This window comes from Actinoallomurus oryzae, assembly GCF_039541955.1.
Taxonomy (GTDB): Bacteria; Actinomycetota; Actinomycetes; order Streptosporangiales; family Streptosporangiaceae; genus Actinoallomurus; species Actinoallomurus oryzae.
Window position 1 is genome coordinate 343,398 of the sequence record NZ_BAABHF010000046.1, and the last position, 15,178, is coordinate 358,575.

The 15,178-nt window shown below is 72.1% G+C and carries 16 protein-coding genes; 9 read left to right on the forward strand and 7 right to left on the reverse strand.

All coding sequences use genetic code 11. The features are described from left to right. Entirely contained in the window at positions 1-381 is a 381-nt protein-coding gene (locus ABEA10_RS37920) for a DUF5709 domain-containing protein (protein ID WP_345472351.1), read from the forward strand. Positions 382-814: 433 nt separating this feature from the next. Beyond that, a complete protein-coding gene (locus tag ABEA10_RS37925; RefSeq protein WP_345472353.1) occupies positions 815-2,005 on the forward strand; it encodes a S53 family peptidase in 1,191 nt (396 codons plus the stop codon). 59 nt (positions 2,006-2,064) lie between these two features. Here ABEA10_RS37925 and ABEA10_RS37930 read toward each other — a convergent pair whose 3' ends face one another. The 3 genes from ABEA10_RS37930 to ABEA10_RS37940 all read right to left on the reverse strand — a co-directional run bounded on the left by ABEA10_RS37930 (position 2,065) and on the right by ABEA10_RS37940 (position 4,457). Continuing rightward, a complete protein-coding gene (locus ABEA10_RS37930) occupies positions 2,065-2,472 on the reverse strand; it encodes a DUF2795 domain-containing protein (protein ID WP_345472355.1) in 408 nt (135 codons plus the stop codon). A gap of 44 nt (positions 2,473-2,516) precedes the next feature. Beyond that, complete coding sequence (locus ABEA10_RS37935) at positions 2,517-3,212, reverse strand: MFS transporter (protein WP_345472357.1); 696 nt, start codon at positions 3,210-3,212, stop codon at positions 2,517-2,519. 204 nt (positions 3,213-3,416) lie between these two features. Beyond that, complete coding sequence (locus tag ABEA10_RS37940) at positions 3,417-4,457, reverse strand: TetR/AcrR family transcriptional regulator (protein ID WP_345472359.1); 1,041 nt, start codon at positions 4,455-4,457, stop codon at positions 3,417-3,419. A gap of 131 nt (positions 4,458-4,588) precedes the next feature. Here ABEA10_RS37940 and ABEA10_RS37945 point away from each other — a divergent pair, with 131 nt between their 5' ends. Further along, on the forward strand, positions 4,589-5,452 hold the full coding sequence (locus ABEA10_RS37945) for an NAD(+)/NADH kinase (RefSeq protein ID WP_345472361.1): 864 nt from the start codon (positions 4,589-4,591) through the stop codon (positions 5,450-5,452). Positions 5,453-5,762: 310 nt separating this feature from the next. Next, on the forward strand, positions 5,763-6,536 hold the full coding sequence (locus ABEA10_RS37950; RefSeq protein WP_345472363.1) for a SigB/SigF/SigG family RNA polymerase sigma factor: 774 nt from the start codon (positions 5,763-5,765) through the stop codon (positions 6,534-6,536). Between the two features lie 208 nt (positions 6,537-6,744). On the opposite strand, the gene ABEA10_RS37955 is transcribed toward ABEA10_RS37950, so the two are convergent. Further along, positions 6,745-7,782, reverse strand: coding sequence for an NAD-dependent epimerase/dehydratase family protein (locus ABEA10_RS37955; protein WP_345472365.1), 1,038 nt, complete (start codon positions 7,780-7,782; stop codon positions 6,745-6,747). A gap of 64 nt (positions 7,783-7,846) precedes the next feature. Next, a complete protein-coding gene (locus ABEA10_RS37960; protein ID WP_345472367.1) occupies positions 7,847-8,560 on the reverse strand; it encodes a hypothetical protein in 714 nt (237 codons plus the stop codon). Between the two features lie 177 nt (positions 8,561-8,737). On the opposite strand from ABEA10_RS37960, the gene ABEA10_RS37965 reads away from it, so the two are divergent. Further along, a complete protein-coding gene (locus ABEA10_RS37965) occupies positions 8,738-8,908 on the forward strand; it encodes a DUF5670 family protein (protein ID WP_345472369.1) in 171 nt (56 codons plus the stop codon). Between the two features lie 131 nt (positions 8,909-9,039). On the opposite strand, the gene ABEA10_RS37970 is transcribed toward ABEA10_RS37965, so the two are convergent. Next, positions 9,040-9,714: a hypothetical protein gene (locus ABEA10_RS37970; RefSeq protein WP_345472371.1), complete on the reverse strand. Its 675-nt coding sequence runs from the start codon at positions 9,712-9,714 to the stop codon at positions 9,040-9,042. 176 nt (positions 9,715-9,890) lie between these two features. Here ABEA10_RS37970 and ABEA10_RS37975 point away from each other — a divergent pair, with 176 nt between their 5' ends. Next, the gene (locus ABEA10_RS37975) at positions 9,891-11,069 is read left to right on the forward strand and encodes a zinc-dependent alcohol dehydrogenase (protein ID WP_345472373.1); all 1,179 of its coding nucleotides are present in this window, start codon (positions 9,891-9,893) and stop codon (positions 11,067-11,069) included. 60 nt (positions 11,070-11,129) lie between these two features. Here the strand turns inward: ABEA10_RS37975 and ABEA10_RS37980 are convergent, their stop codons facing one another. Further along, a complete protein-coding gene (locus ABEA10_RS37980) occupies positions 11,130-11,870 on the reverse strand; it encodes an AfsR/SARP family transcriptional regulator (RefSeq protein ID WP_345472375.1) in 741 nt (246 codons plus the stop codon). Between the two features lie 339 nt (positions 11,871-12,209). Here ABEA10_RS37980 and ABEA10_RS37985 point away from each other — a divergent pair, with 339 nt between their 5' ends. The 3 genes from ABEA10_RS37985 (at position 12,210) to ABEA10_RS37995 (ending at position 14,856) form a co-directional block, all read left to right on the forward strand. Then, positions 12,210-13,112 carry a manganese catalase gene (locus tag ABEA10_RS37985; protein WP_345472378.1) on the forward strand — a complete coding sequence of 301 codons (903 nt, stop codon included), beginning with the start codon at positions 12,210-12,212 and terminating at the stop codon, positions 13,110-13,112. A gap of 92 nt (positions 13,113-13,204) precedes the next feature. After that, on the forward strand, positions 13,205-14,470 hold the full coding sequence (locus tag ABEA10_RS37990) for an Nramp family divalent metal transporter (RefSeq protein WP_345472379.1): 1,266 nt from the start codon (positions 13,205-13,207) through the stop codon (positions 14,468-14,470). 101 nt (positions 14,471-14,571) lie between these two features. After that, positions 14,572-14,856 carry a hypothetical protein gene (locus ABEA10_RS37995; protein ID WP_345472381.1) on the forward strand — a complete coding sequence of 95 codons (285 nt, stop codon included), beginning with the start codon at positions 14,572-14,574 and terminating at the stop codon, positions 14,854-14,856. Positions 14,857-15,178: the final 322 nt, after the last annotated feature.

Consider the following 15,178-nt stretch of genomic DNA (forward strand, 5'->3'; position numbering starts at 1 on the left):
ATGACGAACCGTGATCCGCGTTCGGAGCTGGAGGAACAGGGGATTCCGGACCTGCAGGACGGCTATCCCGAGCAGCAGTGGGCCGAGGATCCCCAGCAGGCGCCCGTGCCCGGCGACGAACCCGTGGCGGTGGAGGACTTCGGTACGACCGCCGAGGAGGAGCGTGAGGGCGAGTCGCTGGACGGCCGGCTGAGCCGCGAGGAGCCCGACGTCGGCGCCCGCGGAGCCACGGAGACCCCACGTAACGCGGGACGGCTGGTCCAGCAGGACGAGGGCGTACGCGACGACACCGAGAGCGAGGAGATCGCCAAGGACGTCGGCCCGGACACGGGCGGCTTCACCGCGGAGGAGGCCGCGATCCGGGTGGAACGCGAAGGCTGACCGGACGACCACCGGGCCGCCCCTGTCTCCGGACATCGGGGCGGCCCCGGCATGTTCTGGAAGGTCCATCCGACGGGCGCGGTCTCCCCGGGGCTCTCTGACCGCGCTCTTTCTCCATACGGCCGCCGCGTGGGCCGACACCTCTGGCCGACAGTGGTCCGACACCGTCATTGATTTCGCTTGACAGGAATCGTAAATCGCGGTTGCCGGCGGTTGCGCCGCGCTGACGAGCGGTGCGGCGTACGGTGCCGCATCAGGCGACTTTGCCAATCCTTGACTCTCTTCAGCCAGCCGTGCGGCCGGCGGCCTCGATCGCCTTCTGACAGAAGTGCCGAACTCATCGCAAACCCAGTCTGAATTCAGTACTTCATGGCGCGATGCCTTATATGCCAGGATTCGCTCGTCGTTCCCCCGCCAGCTCTGAGGAGAGCCCATGCGACGACGCGTGTCCGGGACCATCCTGGGCGGACTGGTTCTCGCCCTGGTCCCCTTCCTGTCCTCGGCGGCCGACGCCGCGCCCCAGGCGCCGGCCGTCTCCCACTCCTTCCACCACTCGTGCGCGACGGCGCGGGCCGGGTACGCGAGCTGTAACGCCCTCGTGCGCAACGACGTGGCCACGAGCACGACGACCCTGCGTGCCGCGGCCGCCGCCCCGTCCGGCCTCTCGCCCGCCAACCTCCAGAGCGCCTACAAACTGCCGTCCTCCAGCGCCGGCTCGGGCCAAACGGTCGCGATCGTCGACGCCTACGACGCCCCGACCGCAGAGGCCGACCTCGGTGTCTACCGCAGCCAGTACGGCCTGCCGGCCTGCACGACCGCGAACGGCTGCTTCAAGAAGGTCGACCAGAACGGCGGCACGTCCTACCCGAGGAAGGACGGCGGCTGGGCGCAGGAGATCTCCCTGGACCTGGACATGGTCTCCGCGGTCTGCCCGAACTGCAAGATCGTCCTCGTCGAGGCCAGCTCCGCGTCCTTCGCCAACCTGGGCACCGCCGAGAACACCGCGGCCCGGCTCGCCAACGTCATCAGCAACAGCTATGGCGGCTCCGACGCCTCCGACTCCAGCTACGGCTCCTACTACAACCACCCCGGCAAGGCCATCACGGTCAGCTCCGGTGACGCCGGCTACGGCGTGGAGTACCCGGCGTCCTCCCACTACGTCACCGCCGTCGGCGGCACCTCGCTGAAGACCGCGAGCAACAGCCGCGGCTGGACCGAGACCGCCTGGAGCGGCGCCGGCAGCGGCTGCTCCAGCTACAACACCGCGCTGAGCGGCCAGTCCGGCCTCACCGGCTGCTCCCGCCGCGCCGTCGCCGACGTCTCCGCCGTGGCCGACCCGGCCACCGGCGTCGCCGTCTACGACAGCACCGCCTACCAGGGCCAGAGCGGCTGGATGGTCTTCGGCGGCACCAGCGTCGCCGCGCCGATCATCAGCGGCGTGTACGGCCTGGCCGGCAACGCCGCGAACATCGACAACAACTACCCCTACGCCCACTCCTCCGCGCTGTTCGACGTGACCTCGGGCAGCAACGGCAGCTGCTCCACGACCAAGTGGTGCCGCGCGGGCACCGGCTGGGACGGTCCGACCGGCCTCGGCACGCCGAACGGCACCGGAGCCTTCTGAGACACACACGCGGAAACGGGCCCGGCGCCACGGCGCCGGGCCCGTTTCCGTACGCCTGCTCAGAACCTCTCGGTCTCGTGGCCGTAGCCGAGCGTGTCCATCACGTCCCGGAGGCCGTCGTACTCCCGCTTCGGCAGCTCGCCGAGCGCCCTCACCGCCGTGTCCGGCGCGCCCTCGCCCGCCACGTGGGCGGACAGCTGTTCCGGTGTCGCCGGGTAGCGCGCTCCGGCCAGGGCCTTGGCGAACTCGCTGCGGGCGGCCACGTCACCGGCGGACATGCCGGGCGGGCTGCCCACGGTGCGCGACGAACCCGCCACCGTCGGATCTCGGCCCGCGTCCGTCTCCACCGGTTCGGGATCGTGGTCGCGCTCGGCATGTGTCGGACCGCCTCCGCGCACGAGACCCTCGGTCTCGTGCCGCAGCTCGTCGTCGAGCCGGGGACCGTGCTTATCGCTCTTTTCTCCCATCACCGCTCCTTCCATCACACGCAGCCATACCCCCACAAAGCGGATCATTCATTCCGTCCGCCGGGGATCGCCAGAGCCAGGGCGGCCCCCACGACGGCGAGACCGCAGGCCGTCCACAGCGCGATATCGATCGCGGACGACGAGGCCGCCTTCGTCCCCGCGACCGTGACGGCGGCGAGGATCGCCGCCGCGACCTGGCCGCCGATCCCGCCGCCGACCAGCCGCATCACCGAGTTGAACGCCGTGCTCACGCCCGTCGCCTGCCGGGGCACGCTCCGCGCGACCAGCACCGACGCGGAGCCGATCGTCAGGCCCCAGCCGGCGCCCATCACGCCCAGCGCCACGTAGACCGGCGCAGGCGACGCGTGCGCGGCGGCCAGGAGCACCAGCGCGGCCGCCATCAGCGTCGTCCCGGCGAGGAACGGGGTCCGTGGCCCGCTGCGGCGCGTGAGCGGACCGCTCAGCGGTCCCGTCACGACCATGCCCGCCGCGGCCGGCAGGAGGAACAGCCCGGCCTCGGCCGCGTTCGCGCCGAACCCGTATCCGGCCCGGTGCGCCGAGACACCCTCCGGCCCCTCGGCGAGGTGCGGGACCACGAAGTACGTGGAGAACGCGACGAACCCGGCGGTGGCCGTCGCGAGGTTCGCCAGCAGCAGCGGGCGGTGGGTGAAGATCGAGGGGTCGAGCAGCGGTTCGTCCACGCGCAGCTCGCGCCACGTCCAGGCGGCGAGGACCGCCACCCCGCGGGAAGACCGCCCCGCCCGTGCCCTGCAGGGCGCGGAACGCGATGAGCACCCCGATGGACGGCGCCAGGCCCGCTCCGGCGGCGTGCCGGCCGTGCCGGAGCAGGGGTCTCACGTCGTCCTCCTTCGTACCGGACCAGGTTCCGCAGGAGGCTCGCCCTACCCGTTCGATGGGCGTCAAACGGGTGGCGGGATCTCGGGTCAGGCCGAGGCGGCGGCGTGGCAGGCGCCGTGGCCGTCGGCACGGGCGACGATCCGGCCCGCGCGGACCCGGATCGCGGTCTCGGTGACGTCGCTCACCGCCGGGACGCCCGCCGCCGCCGCGACCGTGCCCGCCGGGTCGTGCACCACCCGCGGCGCCGGCGGAGACCGGAACGCCTGGCGCAGGCAGCCGCACACGTCGGCGACGGTGAGCCGGGCGAGCGGCGCGAGCTCGCCCGGATCGCCGCTGACCAGGACGACGGTGACCGTCTCTCCCGGCGGCAGTGCGCGTACGGCCTCCTCGGCGGCGCCGAGCCGGTGCAGGCCGAGGATCGCCACCACGCCGTCGCCGTCGAGCCGGGCCGGCTCGCCGCGTACGGCGTCCACCACGGGCGGCGCGGCCCACGGCTCGTCGACGGCGCGGGCGTCGGGGGTGTACGGCAGGTGCGGTGGCGGCCAGCCGTCGCCCAGGTCCAGGTCGGTCAGCCGCTCACAGGCGCTGACGACGGTGAACGGCTCCACGAACCCGGGCGCCGCCGCGGCGAGGCGGCTCGCCCCGTGCAGGGTGGTGAGCGCCGTCTCCGCGGCCCGGACCATGCGGAGCGCGCCGCCGTCCAGCTCTTCGAGGGCGAGGCCGAGCAGCAGCGCGTCGAGGCGCGTGAGCTGCGCGAACGCCTGCCGGGTCCGGTCATCGGTGATCACTTCGGGGAGGAGTTCGAGGCCGAGCCGGCCGGGTTCGCCGCCGGAGAGGGGGAGCCGGGCGAGCCACGCGCGGGCGAACGCGCCGAGCGCCTCGGACGGGGTACGGCCCGGCCGCTCCGGCCGGGGCGCGCGTTCGGCGTCGTCGGCCAGCACGGCGAAGTAGAGGGCCCGCTTGCCGGGGAAGTTGGAGTAGACCGCGCCGCGGGTGAGTTCGGCGCGTTCGGCGATGCGGTCGACCTTGGCGTCGCGGTAGCCGCGCTCGGCGAACTCCTCCCGCGCGGCGGCCAGCACCTTGGCGCGGTTGCGCTCCTGGGTCTCCGCTCTGGTGAGCCGCGCCACGTGTTCCTCCCGCTCGGCGGACGCCGTACGCCTCGTCGCCAGATGGTGCGGCCATATTATGTCGCCATCCGGAAGCCCCCGGCATGAAGCGGCGGCACGGGAACCTCCCGACGGCTCGTACAGTTTCGGGCATGGGCATGGTGAACACGCTCGGGCTCGTGCTGCACCCGAAGCGCGACTCGGAGGTCGCCATCGATGCGATCCTCAAGTGGGCCTCCACCCGGGGCGGGACGGTTCTCGGGCTGCCCGAGGAGATCGGCCGGATCGACTGCAGCGCGGTCGCGGTGCCGCCCGAGGAGATGATCGAGCGGGCCGACCTGCTCGTCAGCCTGGGCGGTGACGGCACGATGCTGCGCACCATGCGGCTGGCCGCGGGGCCGTCCACGCCGGTGCTCGGTGTGAACCTGGGCAAGCTGGGGTTCCTCGCGGAGATCGACGTCGACGGCCTGGCCGGCGCGCTGACCGCGATCGACGCGCACCGCTACCAGGTCGAGCCGCGCATGGCGGTATGCGCCGAACTGCCCGGCGGGCGCGTCGTGACCGCGTTCAACGACATCGCCCTGGTGCGGTTCCCGGGTGACGGGCTCGCGGCGCTGTCGGTGTCGGTGAACGGCCACCCCTTCGTCCGGTACGCCGCGGACGCGGTCATCGTGGCCACCTCCACCGGTTCGACCGCCTACAGCTTCTCCGCCGGCGGTCCGATCGTCTCTCCGACGGTGGAGGGCTTTCTGGTGATCCCGGCGGCGGCACACTCGGCGTTCAACCGGGCGATCATGCTCTCGGCCGACGAGGCGGTGGCGCTGGACCTACTGCCGGCCTCGGGCGATCTCGCGGTGGAGGTGGACGGCGCGGTCGTCGCCCAGATGTCGGCCGGCGACCGGCTGGCCGTGACCGCCCTGCCCGCGGCGGCCCAGGTCGTACGCCTGGGCGGCACGACCTTCTACGAACGCGCGCGCCGCAAACTCCGCGTGAGCGGCAGCGCCGAGGTCGACTGAGGCCTCTCCGCGCAGCCCCGCCGTCTCCGGCTTCGAGACGGACCCGCCCGGCAGCGAGTTCGTGGAACGGGCATGAATTAGTCGGGTTGACCGACGCCGGACCGGGTAGGCGGTGGAGTACCGATCCGGCCCGGTGCCGGACGAAGGGTCCAGCAGCGTGGCCCTCACGTGCCCCGACGAACGTGAGGTGACGGATGCGCATGCGACCGGTGATCGTAGTCTCGGCCCGGCGACCCGGCGAAGAGACCTAGCGGCCCGTCTGACACGACAGCGCGCACCGCTAGTCCCGCAACTCTTCCTGGGAGATCGCATGACGACCCAGATCGACTACGACGACGGCCACGCCGAGGCTCTGCTGGGCGAGCTCGGCAGCCTGCCGGATGATGATCCACGGCGCGAGGACATCCGCGCGGAACTGGTCCGCATGCACATGCCGATCGTCCGCGGCATCGCCCGGCGTTACGCCCAGTACGACGAGCCCATCGAGGACGTGCAACAGGCCGCGATGCTCGGCCTGGTCAAGGCCATCAACCGGTACGACGCCGAGCGCGGGGAGCGGTTCCTCGCCTACGCGGGCCCGACGATGACCGGTGAGGTCAAACGGCACTTTCGCGACCGTACGTGGCTGTTGCGCATGCCCCGCCGGTTGCAGGAGCTGCGGCTGGCGATGCGTGAGGCCCGCCGTGACTTCTTCCGCGACCACAACCGCGCGCCGACGGTGCCGGAGATCGCCGAGGTCCTCGACATCAGCGAGGAGGAGGCCGTCGAGGTGATCGGCGCCTTCGACGCCTACCGGCCGATGTCACTCGACACGCCGGTGGGCGACGAGGAGGACGCAGACTCCTTCGGCGAGCTGATCGGCGCGCAGGACCCGGCGATCGAGGACGCCGTCGACCACATCGCGGTACGCCCGCTGCTCGACAAGCTGCCCGAGCGTGAGCGCATGATCATCTTGTACCGGTTCTACGGCAACAAGACGCAGACCGAGATCGCCGACCTGATGGGCCTGTCCCAGATGCACGTGTCGCGGCTCATCTCCCGCACGCTCGCCCAGCTCCAAACCGAGTTGCTCAAGGATTCATGAGAGATGAATCGACGAGCCGGGGGCGGGTAGCGGCGAGAACCAGCCGGTGCGTTGAGACCACCAGCGCGCCGGTCAGCTCGGGGACGGTTGCCGCGGCGGCCGTCCCCGAGCGCGTCTGCGGCGACGACGTCGCCGAACGCATCGTCGAGGCCGTGCGTAGCGGCGCCGGAACCGTCGTTCCGGATGCGTCCCTGAAGCCCCTGACCGTCTAGGACAGCGGGCGGCGGCTCGTGAGGAGTTCGCGGACCCGGCTGCCGGATCGGGCGGCCAGCGGCGGCGTGACCGTGCCGGCGCCCTCGCGGAGCCCGGTGACGAACTCCTCCAGCGCGTCGATCGCGCTGCCGCGCGGCGTCCAGCCGAGTTCGTCACGCGCGCGGGAGCAGTCCATGATCGGCAGGCGGAGCAGGGCGTCGAACAGGCCCGGTGAGGCCGGGAGCAGGTTGAGCCACCAGCCGGCCGCGATCGCGGCGCGTACGAGGCGGGCGGGGACGCGTACCGGCCGTGCGTCCAGCAGCTCGGCGAGCTCGGGAGTGCCGATCACCGGATCGGCCGCGACGTTGAACGCGCCGTGAGCGTCGCCGAGCGCGGCCAGCCGGTAGGCCTCGGCGACGTCCGCGGTGGTCACCACCTGGAACCGCAGGCCCGGAACGTCCGGGACGACCGGCAGGGCGCGGGCGTCGACGTTGGGCAGCAGCGGCCCGGCGAAGATCCGGCGCTGCTCCTGCGCCGCCTCCCGCTTGAAGATGAACCCGGGGCGGAGCCGTACGACGCGGATGCCCGGATGCTCGGCCTCGAAGGTGTCCAGGATCCGCTCCACGTACGCCTTTTCCCGTGTGTAGGAGGCGCCCGGCCAGCCGTCGGTCGGCCACGACTCGTCGACGGCCCGGTCCTTGGGCCCGGGGGAGTACGCGCCGACCGAGGACGCGCACACCAGCGAGCGCACGCCCGCCGCGGCCACCGCGTCGAAGACCCGCCGGCTGCCCAGGACGTTGGTACGCCAGGTCGCCGCCGGGTCGTGGGTGGGCTGGAAGGCCCAGGCGAGGTGGACGACGGCGTCGGCGCCGCGGAAGAGCGGGACCAGGTCGGTCGTGGTGACGTCCGCGGCCGTCCACTCGGCCTTCGGCAGCTCGAGGTCCGGGGTGCGCCGGGCGAGACACGCCAGGGACGTGACGGCCGGATCGGCCGCCAGGGCCTGTGCCGTGCTCGAACCGACGTTGCCCGTGGCGCCCAGAATGACGATCCTCATACAGGACCGCTACCCCGGATCGCCCTGGTCATGAGTGCCCGCCGTACGGACCTCGGGAGGGCCGCTACAGCCGGGCCAGGCGGCGCCGGGCCGCCGTCAGGAGGGTGCGCAGGGCACCCTCGTCGACGTCCTCGGCGATCTCGGGGTCGAGGAGCTCCTCGGCCAGCAGCCATTCGAGCAGGGCGATCCGCCGCCGGTGCAGGCTGATCGTCGCCTCGCGGTCGTGGCCTTCCTCGTCGATCACACGGGCCGCGGAGGCGAGGAGTTCGTAGTGCTCACTCAGGGACATGACTGCGAGCCCGGCGCTGACCGGGTGTTCGCGGATCTCCGAGTCGGGATGGTGCCGGAACGCGTCGTCGAGCCGGGAGTCCCCGGTCAGCCACCGGTCCAGGCGTTCCGCCCGCCCGACCGGGTCGTCGGCGCCCTCGGGCAGGTGTCCCGCGCGACCGGGGTCGAGCCAGGCCTCCACCAGGGTGTGGTCGAGCCGTGCCACCGGCTCCTCGAACCGCCGCCGGACCGCCCCGACGTCCTCGTCCAGGACCTCGGCGATCCGCTCCCAGCTCGTGCCGCGCCGGCGTTCGCACGCGACGGCGTACATCAGCGCCTCCGTGGCGCCGGCGACCAGCCGCCCGGAGAGTTCGGCCAGCTCACCGCGTGGGCAGCCGTATTCGTCGTGGGTGGGTACGAGTGAGGTCGCGAGGGTGCTGACCTCGGCCGCGCTGGCCGACAACGCGACCCGCACCCGGGCCTCCATGCTGTAGCTGAGGTCGTCGTCCATGACACCGTGACGCCCTTCCTCCTGTCTTCTCATCCTCGCCCCGCTACCCCGGATGCCGAACACAAACGTTTCCGTCGTGATCGGTTCAGGTCGGGGCGGAAACGGGCGGAAATGATTCAAGTGCGTTGCATGAACCCTTCGAGCGCGGGTAACGGGTTGGCCGGGAGGTAATGAGAAATGGTTCCTTTGATTCTGGTACTCCTGCTGGCCCTGATCCTGTTCGGGGCGGGCTTCGCCCTCAAGGCGCTCTGGTGGATCGCCATCATCGTCCTCATCCTCTGGCTGCTCGGGTTCGTCTTCCGCAGCGCCGGGTCGTCGGGCTCGCGCGGCCGGTGGTATCGCTGGTAGCCCACGCGTGAGTGCATAACGGAGCGGTACACGGCAAGGAGGCCCGTCACACCCGTGGCGGGCCTCCTGACTCTTTCTGTCAAAATCAGTTATCGCGCTCATCGGCCATTCACGGCCCGCGCTCGGCCGGGTCAGGGCGTCTGCGATGAGCCGCCGTCATCGGGCGTCTCCGGTGGCGCCGCCGAGTGGACGTCCGGTGGACCGGCGCTGGCCTCGGGGGAGCGCTCCCCGGGCACCGGCCGGAGCGCGCCGGTCGGGGAGGGCGTCGGCGTGGGACGGGCCGTCATCGCCGGCATCGGGGCCACCGAGGACGTCGCGGTGGCCTCCGGAGTGGCTTGGTGGGAGGCCGGTGGCGTCGGCGTGGGACGTACGGGCGCCACGACCGGGTCGACGGACGTGCCCTGACCGGCCCTGCCGCGTACGGTGTTGGACAGCGGTCTACCCGTGAACAGCTCGAACGCCGTGACGAGCCCCATCACGGCGAGAAAGACCCCCGCCGCCGCGCCGAGCACGATGTACCACTTCGGCCACGGCCGTGCCGGTGCCGCTGCTCCAGGCGGCGGTCCGTCGTCCGCGCCGGGGCCGCCGACGCGTACCGGGATCTTCGCCGCGATCCGCGCCTTGCCGCGGTCCAGGAAGTGCTGGTAGACGGTGGCGCCCAGGGTGGACAGCACGCTGACCGCCCCGGCCCCGATGAGAGTGCCGCCGACTCCGAAGTACGACGCCGCCACCGTCGCGGTGATCGTGGCGGCGCCGCCGGCGACGAGTTGCGTGATGCTCAGGTCGAGTCTGTGCTGGCCCGGCATGCTCCCCCCCAGTGCGGCCCGGCGTGTCCCGGGTACCAGCCAACACCGGGCGGCTCCGGATCGGCCTCGCCTTGGCGTGCCCTTGACGCCGCCCTGCCCGGAACTGTTGGTTCGCCGGATGCCGGGGTAGCGCCCAGCCGTCAGGAGCACGACGTCGGGAAGGGAGAGGAACGACGATGAAGGCACTGACCTGGCACGGGCGGCGCGACGTACGCGTGGACGAGGTGCCCGACCCGGCGATCGAGGCACCGACGGACGCGATCATCCGGGTGACGACGACCGCGATCTGCGGTTCCGACCTGCATCTGTACGAGGTGCTCGGGCCGTTCATCGACGAGGGCGACATCCTCGGGCACGAACCGATGGGCGTGGTCGAGGAGGTGGGCGCGGAGGTCACCCATATCGGGCCGGGCGACCGGGTGGTGATCCCGTTCAACATCGCGTGCGGCCGCTGTTTCATGTGCGACCGGAAGCTGTACGCGCAGTGCGAGACGACGCAGGTCCGCGAGCAGGGCACGGGAGCGAGCCTGTTCGGCTACACCAAGCTGTACGGGCAGGTGCCCGGCGGGCAGGCGGAGTTCCTCCGGGTGCCGCAGGCACACTTCGGGCCGGTCAAGGTGCCCGAGGGGCCGCCCGACGAGCGGTTCGTTTACCTGTCCGACGTGCTGCCGACGGCCTGGCAGGCGGTCGCGTTCGCGGACATCCCCGAGGGCGGCAGCGTGACCGTGTTCGGGCTGGGGCCGATCGGGCAGATGTCCGCCCGCATCGCCCGCCACCTGGGACACCGCGTGGTCGCGGTGGACGGTGTGCCGGAGCGGCTGGAGATGGCCCGCCGCCACGACATCGAGGTGCTGGACGCCCGGAGCGACGACGTGCCGGCCGCCGTGCGCGACCTGACCGACGGGCGCGGCACCGACTCGGTGATCGACGCCGTCGGCATGGAGGCACACGGTTCGCCGGGCGCGAAGATCGCCCAGAGCCTCACGGGCCTGCTGCCCGACGCCGCGGCCGGAGCACTCATGAAGAAGGCGGGCGTCGACCGGCTCGCCGCGCTGTACGAGGCCATCGAGACGGTACGGCGGGGCGGGACACTGTCGATCAGCGGCGTGTACGGCGGCATGGCCGACCCGCTGCCCATGCTGCAGATGTTCGACAAGGGCATCCAGCTGCGGATGGGCCAGGCGCACGTCAAGCGCTGGATCGACGACCTGCTGCCACTCGTCACCGGCGACGCCGACCCCCTCGGCGTCGAGGACCTGGCGACGCACCGCCTGCCGCTCGACGAGGCGCCGTACGGCTATGAGATCTTCCAGAAGAAGAAGGACGGCGCCGTCAAGGTCCTGCTGACGCCCTGACGGGAGGGGCGGACGGGCCTTCGCCCGGTCCGTGGGCCGTGCGGAGGCGCGCCCGGTCGCTCAGGTCGCGCGGGCGTCCATCGGGCGGCCGAGCAGGTGGGCGATGAGCGCCCGGAACTGCTGTGACGGGCGCAGGCCCAGCTCGCTTCCGGCCAGCCGTCGGTACACCTCGTACTGGCGCAGCGCCTCGGCCGGGTTGCCCTCGGCGAGGTGCACCCGGACGATCGCGCGGTGCGCGCTCTCTCGCAGCGGCTCGCAGTCGATGGCCGCCAGACCGGCCTCCAGTGCCGCGTCGAACCGGCCGTACCGGCAGTGCCGCGTGCACAGCGTCTCCAGCGCGTGCAGCCGGACCTGCCGGAACCACTCGCGCGTCGGCAGCAGCCACTCCTCGGCCCAGTCGGGCAGCACGTCCTGCCGCAGCACCGCCAGGTCCAGGTCCCACGCCGCGTCCGGGGCGGACGACAGGGCGGCGGCCTTCGCGTGGACCGTGTGGACGTCGACGACGGTGTCCCGCCGCAGCTCCAGCCCCCGTACGGTCGACAGGACCGGCCCGCCGCCGTGCTCCCGCCGCAGCCGCCACAGGGTCGACCGCAGATTCGCCGCGGGGCGCGGGTCGGGATAGTCCGGCCACAGGGCCCGTGCGGCGGTCCCCCGGTTGACCAGTGCACGCCGGGTGGCGACGTAGGCGAGCAGCCGCTGCGCGGACGGGCTGGCGGCGATGGTCCGGTCGCCCTGCCGGAGCTCGAACCCACCGAGAAGACGCACCGTGTAGCCGGCGGTGACGTGCTCTGCCTGCGGCATGGCGGCCATCGCGTCCTCCGGGTGGCGGAAGTCGAAATACGCACTTGAGACGTCGCCTACCCGCTATGAGGCAAATGGCCGTCTGTGCACCGGTAAGGCCGTGGTTACGGAGCGTGGTCCCCGGCCCGCGCGTCACGGACCCGTCACCACCTCCGGCGGCCGGTCACCGGTGCCCGGGTCTCGCCGCTGCCGGGGCGTTCGCGGGGCGGCGACGCGAGGGTGACGGACCGGAGACGAGTGCTGCATAGCGTCCTCCACGTCTGAAGGATTCGGCCGTCCGTGTCCTCGCGGCACGGGCCGGCATCGCTCCGCCAGCCCAACCGATCGTGAGGAGTGACCTTGTTCCGGCACACCGACCACCTGCAGTTCGACGCCAAGCCCGAAAAGCCCGACCCTGTGTTCGCGCACAAGCTTCAGGAGCTGATCGGCGGGGCGTACGGCGAGATGACCGTGACGATGCAGTACCTGTTCCAGGGCTGGAACTGCCGGATGCCCGGCAAGTACAAAGACCTGATCATGGATGTGGCGACCGAGGAGATCGGTCACGTGGAGATGCTCGCGGTCATGGTCGCCCGTCTCCTGGAGGGCGCTCCCGCCACCGCCACGACCAAGGCGGCGATGGCCGACCCCGTCATCGGTGCCGTCATCGGCGGCATGGATCCCCAGCAGGCGATCGTCGCCGGCGGCGGGGCCATGCCGGTCGACAGCAACGGCTACCCCTGGAACGGCAAGTTCATCGTCGCCAGCGGGAACCTGCTCGCCGACTTTCGCGCCAACGCCGCCGCCGAGGCCCAGGGCCGTCTCCAGACGGCCCGGCTGTACAACATGACCGACGACCCGGGCGTCAAGCACATGCTGAAGTTCAACCTCGCCCGCGACACCCTCCACCAGAACATGTGGCTCAAGGCGATCGAGGAGCTCCAGGCCGACGGCCTGGAACCCACCACCGTCGCGCCCAACGCCCTCCTGGACGAGGAGTACGCCGAACACGCCCAGACGATCTGGCACCTGTCCGACGGCGCCGCCGCCGCCGAGGGCGGCTGGGCGACGGGCCCGCAGCCCGACGGCGAACACGAGTTCACCTACCTGATGGACCCCGAGGCGCTCGGCGACCTCGCCTCCGCGCCCCCGCCCGACCCCAAGCTGTACGCCACCTACGACGGCAGCATGGGCGAACCCAAGGGCCCCGCCCTCGGCACCGAGACCGGCCCCCTGGGCAAGATCAAGGACAAGCTCACCTGAGATCCGAGCAGGTGCCGGAGGTCGTCGTGGTCTCCGGCACCGGGTCCCTCCCGGACGCCCCGGCCGAGGTTCCGCGGCCATGAGGAGAACAGGTGACCTTCGTGCTCGATCCGGCTCAGTACCAGCAGGCCTCGCCACCGGTCGCGCCCCGCCCGGTGGCCGCGCCGGGCGTCCCCAGGACCCGGCGGATCCGTCGTATCGCCGGCATGTGCGGACCGGCGTTCGTCGTCTCCGTGGCGTACGTCGACCCGGGGAACTTCGCGACCAACATGTCCGGCGGCGCCCGCTACGGGTACCTGCTGCTGTGGGTCATCGCCGTCGCCAACGTCCTGGCGATGTTCGTCCAGGCGCTGTCCGCCAAGCTCGGCATCGCCACCGGGCGTACCCTGCCCGAGCTGTGCCGCGACCACCTGCCGCGCCCGCTGACCTGGATGCTGTGGGTCCAGGCCGAGCTGGTGGCCGCCGCCACCGACCTGGCCGAGTTCGTCGGCGGGGCGATCGCGCTCAACCTGCTGTTCGGCGTCGCCCTGCTGCCCGCTGCGGCGATCACCGCGGTCGTCTCGTGCGCGCTGCTGACGCTGGCGCCCCGGGGACGCCACGGGTTCGAGGTGGTGATCGGGGGGATGCTGGCGATCGTCCTGGCCGGGTTCCTGTACCAGGCGCTGCGGGCGGGGTCGTTCGCCGGGGCCGCGGGCGGGCTCGTCCCGCGCCTCGCCGGCCCGGACAGCCTGCTGCTCGCGACGGGCATCGTCGGTGCCACCGTGATGCCCCACGTGATCTACCTGCACTCGGCGCTGACCCGCCGCGACTCCGGCCGTACGGCGCTGCGGTCGAGCCGCGTGGACATCGTCGTCGCCCTCGGCGTCGCCGGGCTGGTCAACATCACGATGCTGACCGTGGGCGCCGCCGCGTTCCACGGCCACGACCCCGGCGGCCTGCGGGCCATCCACGACGGCCTCGGGGACGTCCTGGGACCCGGCGCGGCGGTGGCCTTCGCCGTCGCCCTGCTCGCCTCGGGACTGGCCTCCTCCAGCGTCGGAACGTACGCGGGGCAGGTCATCATGGAGGGCTTCCTGCGCCGGCGGATCCCGGTCCTCGCCCGCCGGCTGTTGACGATGGCCCCGGCCTTCGCGCTCCTGGCCGCCGGTGTGGACCCCACCCGGGCACTGATCCTGAGCCAGGTGGCGCTGTCGTTCGGCATCCCGTTCGCGCTGGTGCCGCTGATCGCCCTGACGAGCCGGCGGACGCTGATGGGCGACCTGGTCAACGGCCAGCGTACGGTCGTCGCCGGCGCGGTCGTCACCGCCCTGATCACCGCGCTCAACGGCTTTCTGATCAGCCAGGCGCTGGCGGGCTGATCGCGTTCGCCGTGGCCGGCGGCGGTCGCGGGCGGGGGTGGCGCGGGGGCGGGCTGGGTACTGCTACGGCAGGCAATTGCACAGTTCAGGGGGGAATCGTCATGATCAGCATGCTCCGCAGAGCGGGTATCTCGTCCTCGATGCTCTACACCGCCGGGTTCGCGTCCATCGGCATGTCGGTGGCGTCCTGGGTGATGTCCCGCAACATCGAGTCCCGCGGCCTCGCCCGCGCGGACCGGTGGGGCATCTTCGTCGGCCAGTGGGCCCCGACCTTCTTCGCGCTCGGCAACGCGATGCGGATGGAGGAGGAGCTCGGCGAGACCATGCCGTCGGAGCGGGTGGAGAGGATGAAGAGCCGCGCCCGCGAGAAGATGCCGGTCAGCTGACCTGGTTTCGGGGGGCTGGCCGTACCCGTATGACGGCTGGACCTGGTGCGGGGGGCCTGGCCGTACCGGTGTGACGGCTGGATCTGGTCCGGGAGGACTGGGGCCGTACCGGTGTGATGGCTGGACCTGGTCCGGCGGGGCTCGGGCCGTACCGGTATGACGTCGGCCACTGCTGGGCATTTCCCCAGGAAGAAGACCTTCGGCGCAGTCCGGTACGGCGGACACGATCATCAGGTTCACGAGCGTCCCGGGGGTCGCCGGCATGGGGCGACTCCCGGGCGGCCGGGCGGGTGTCACGGGGACGCGACGGTGCCTCCTGGCG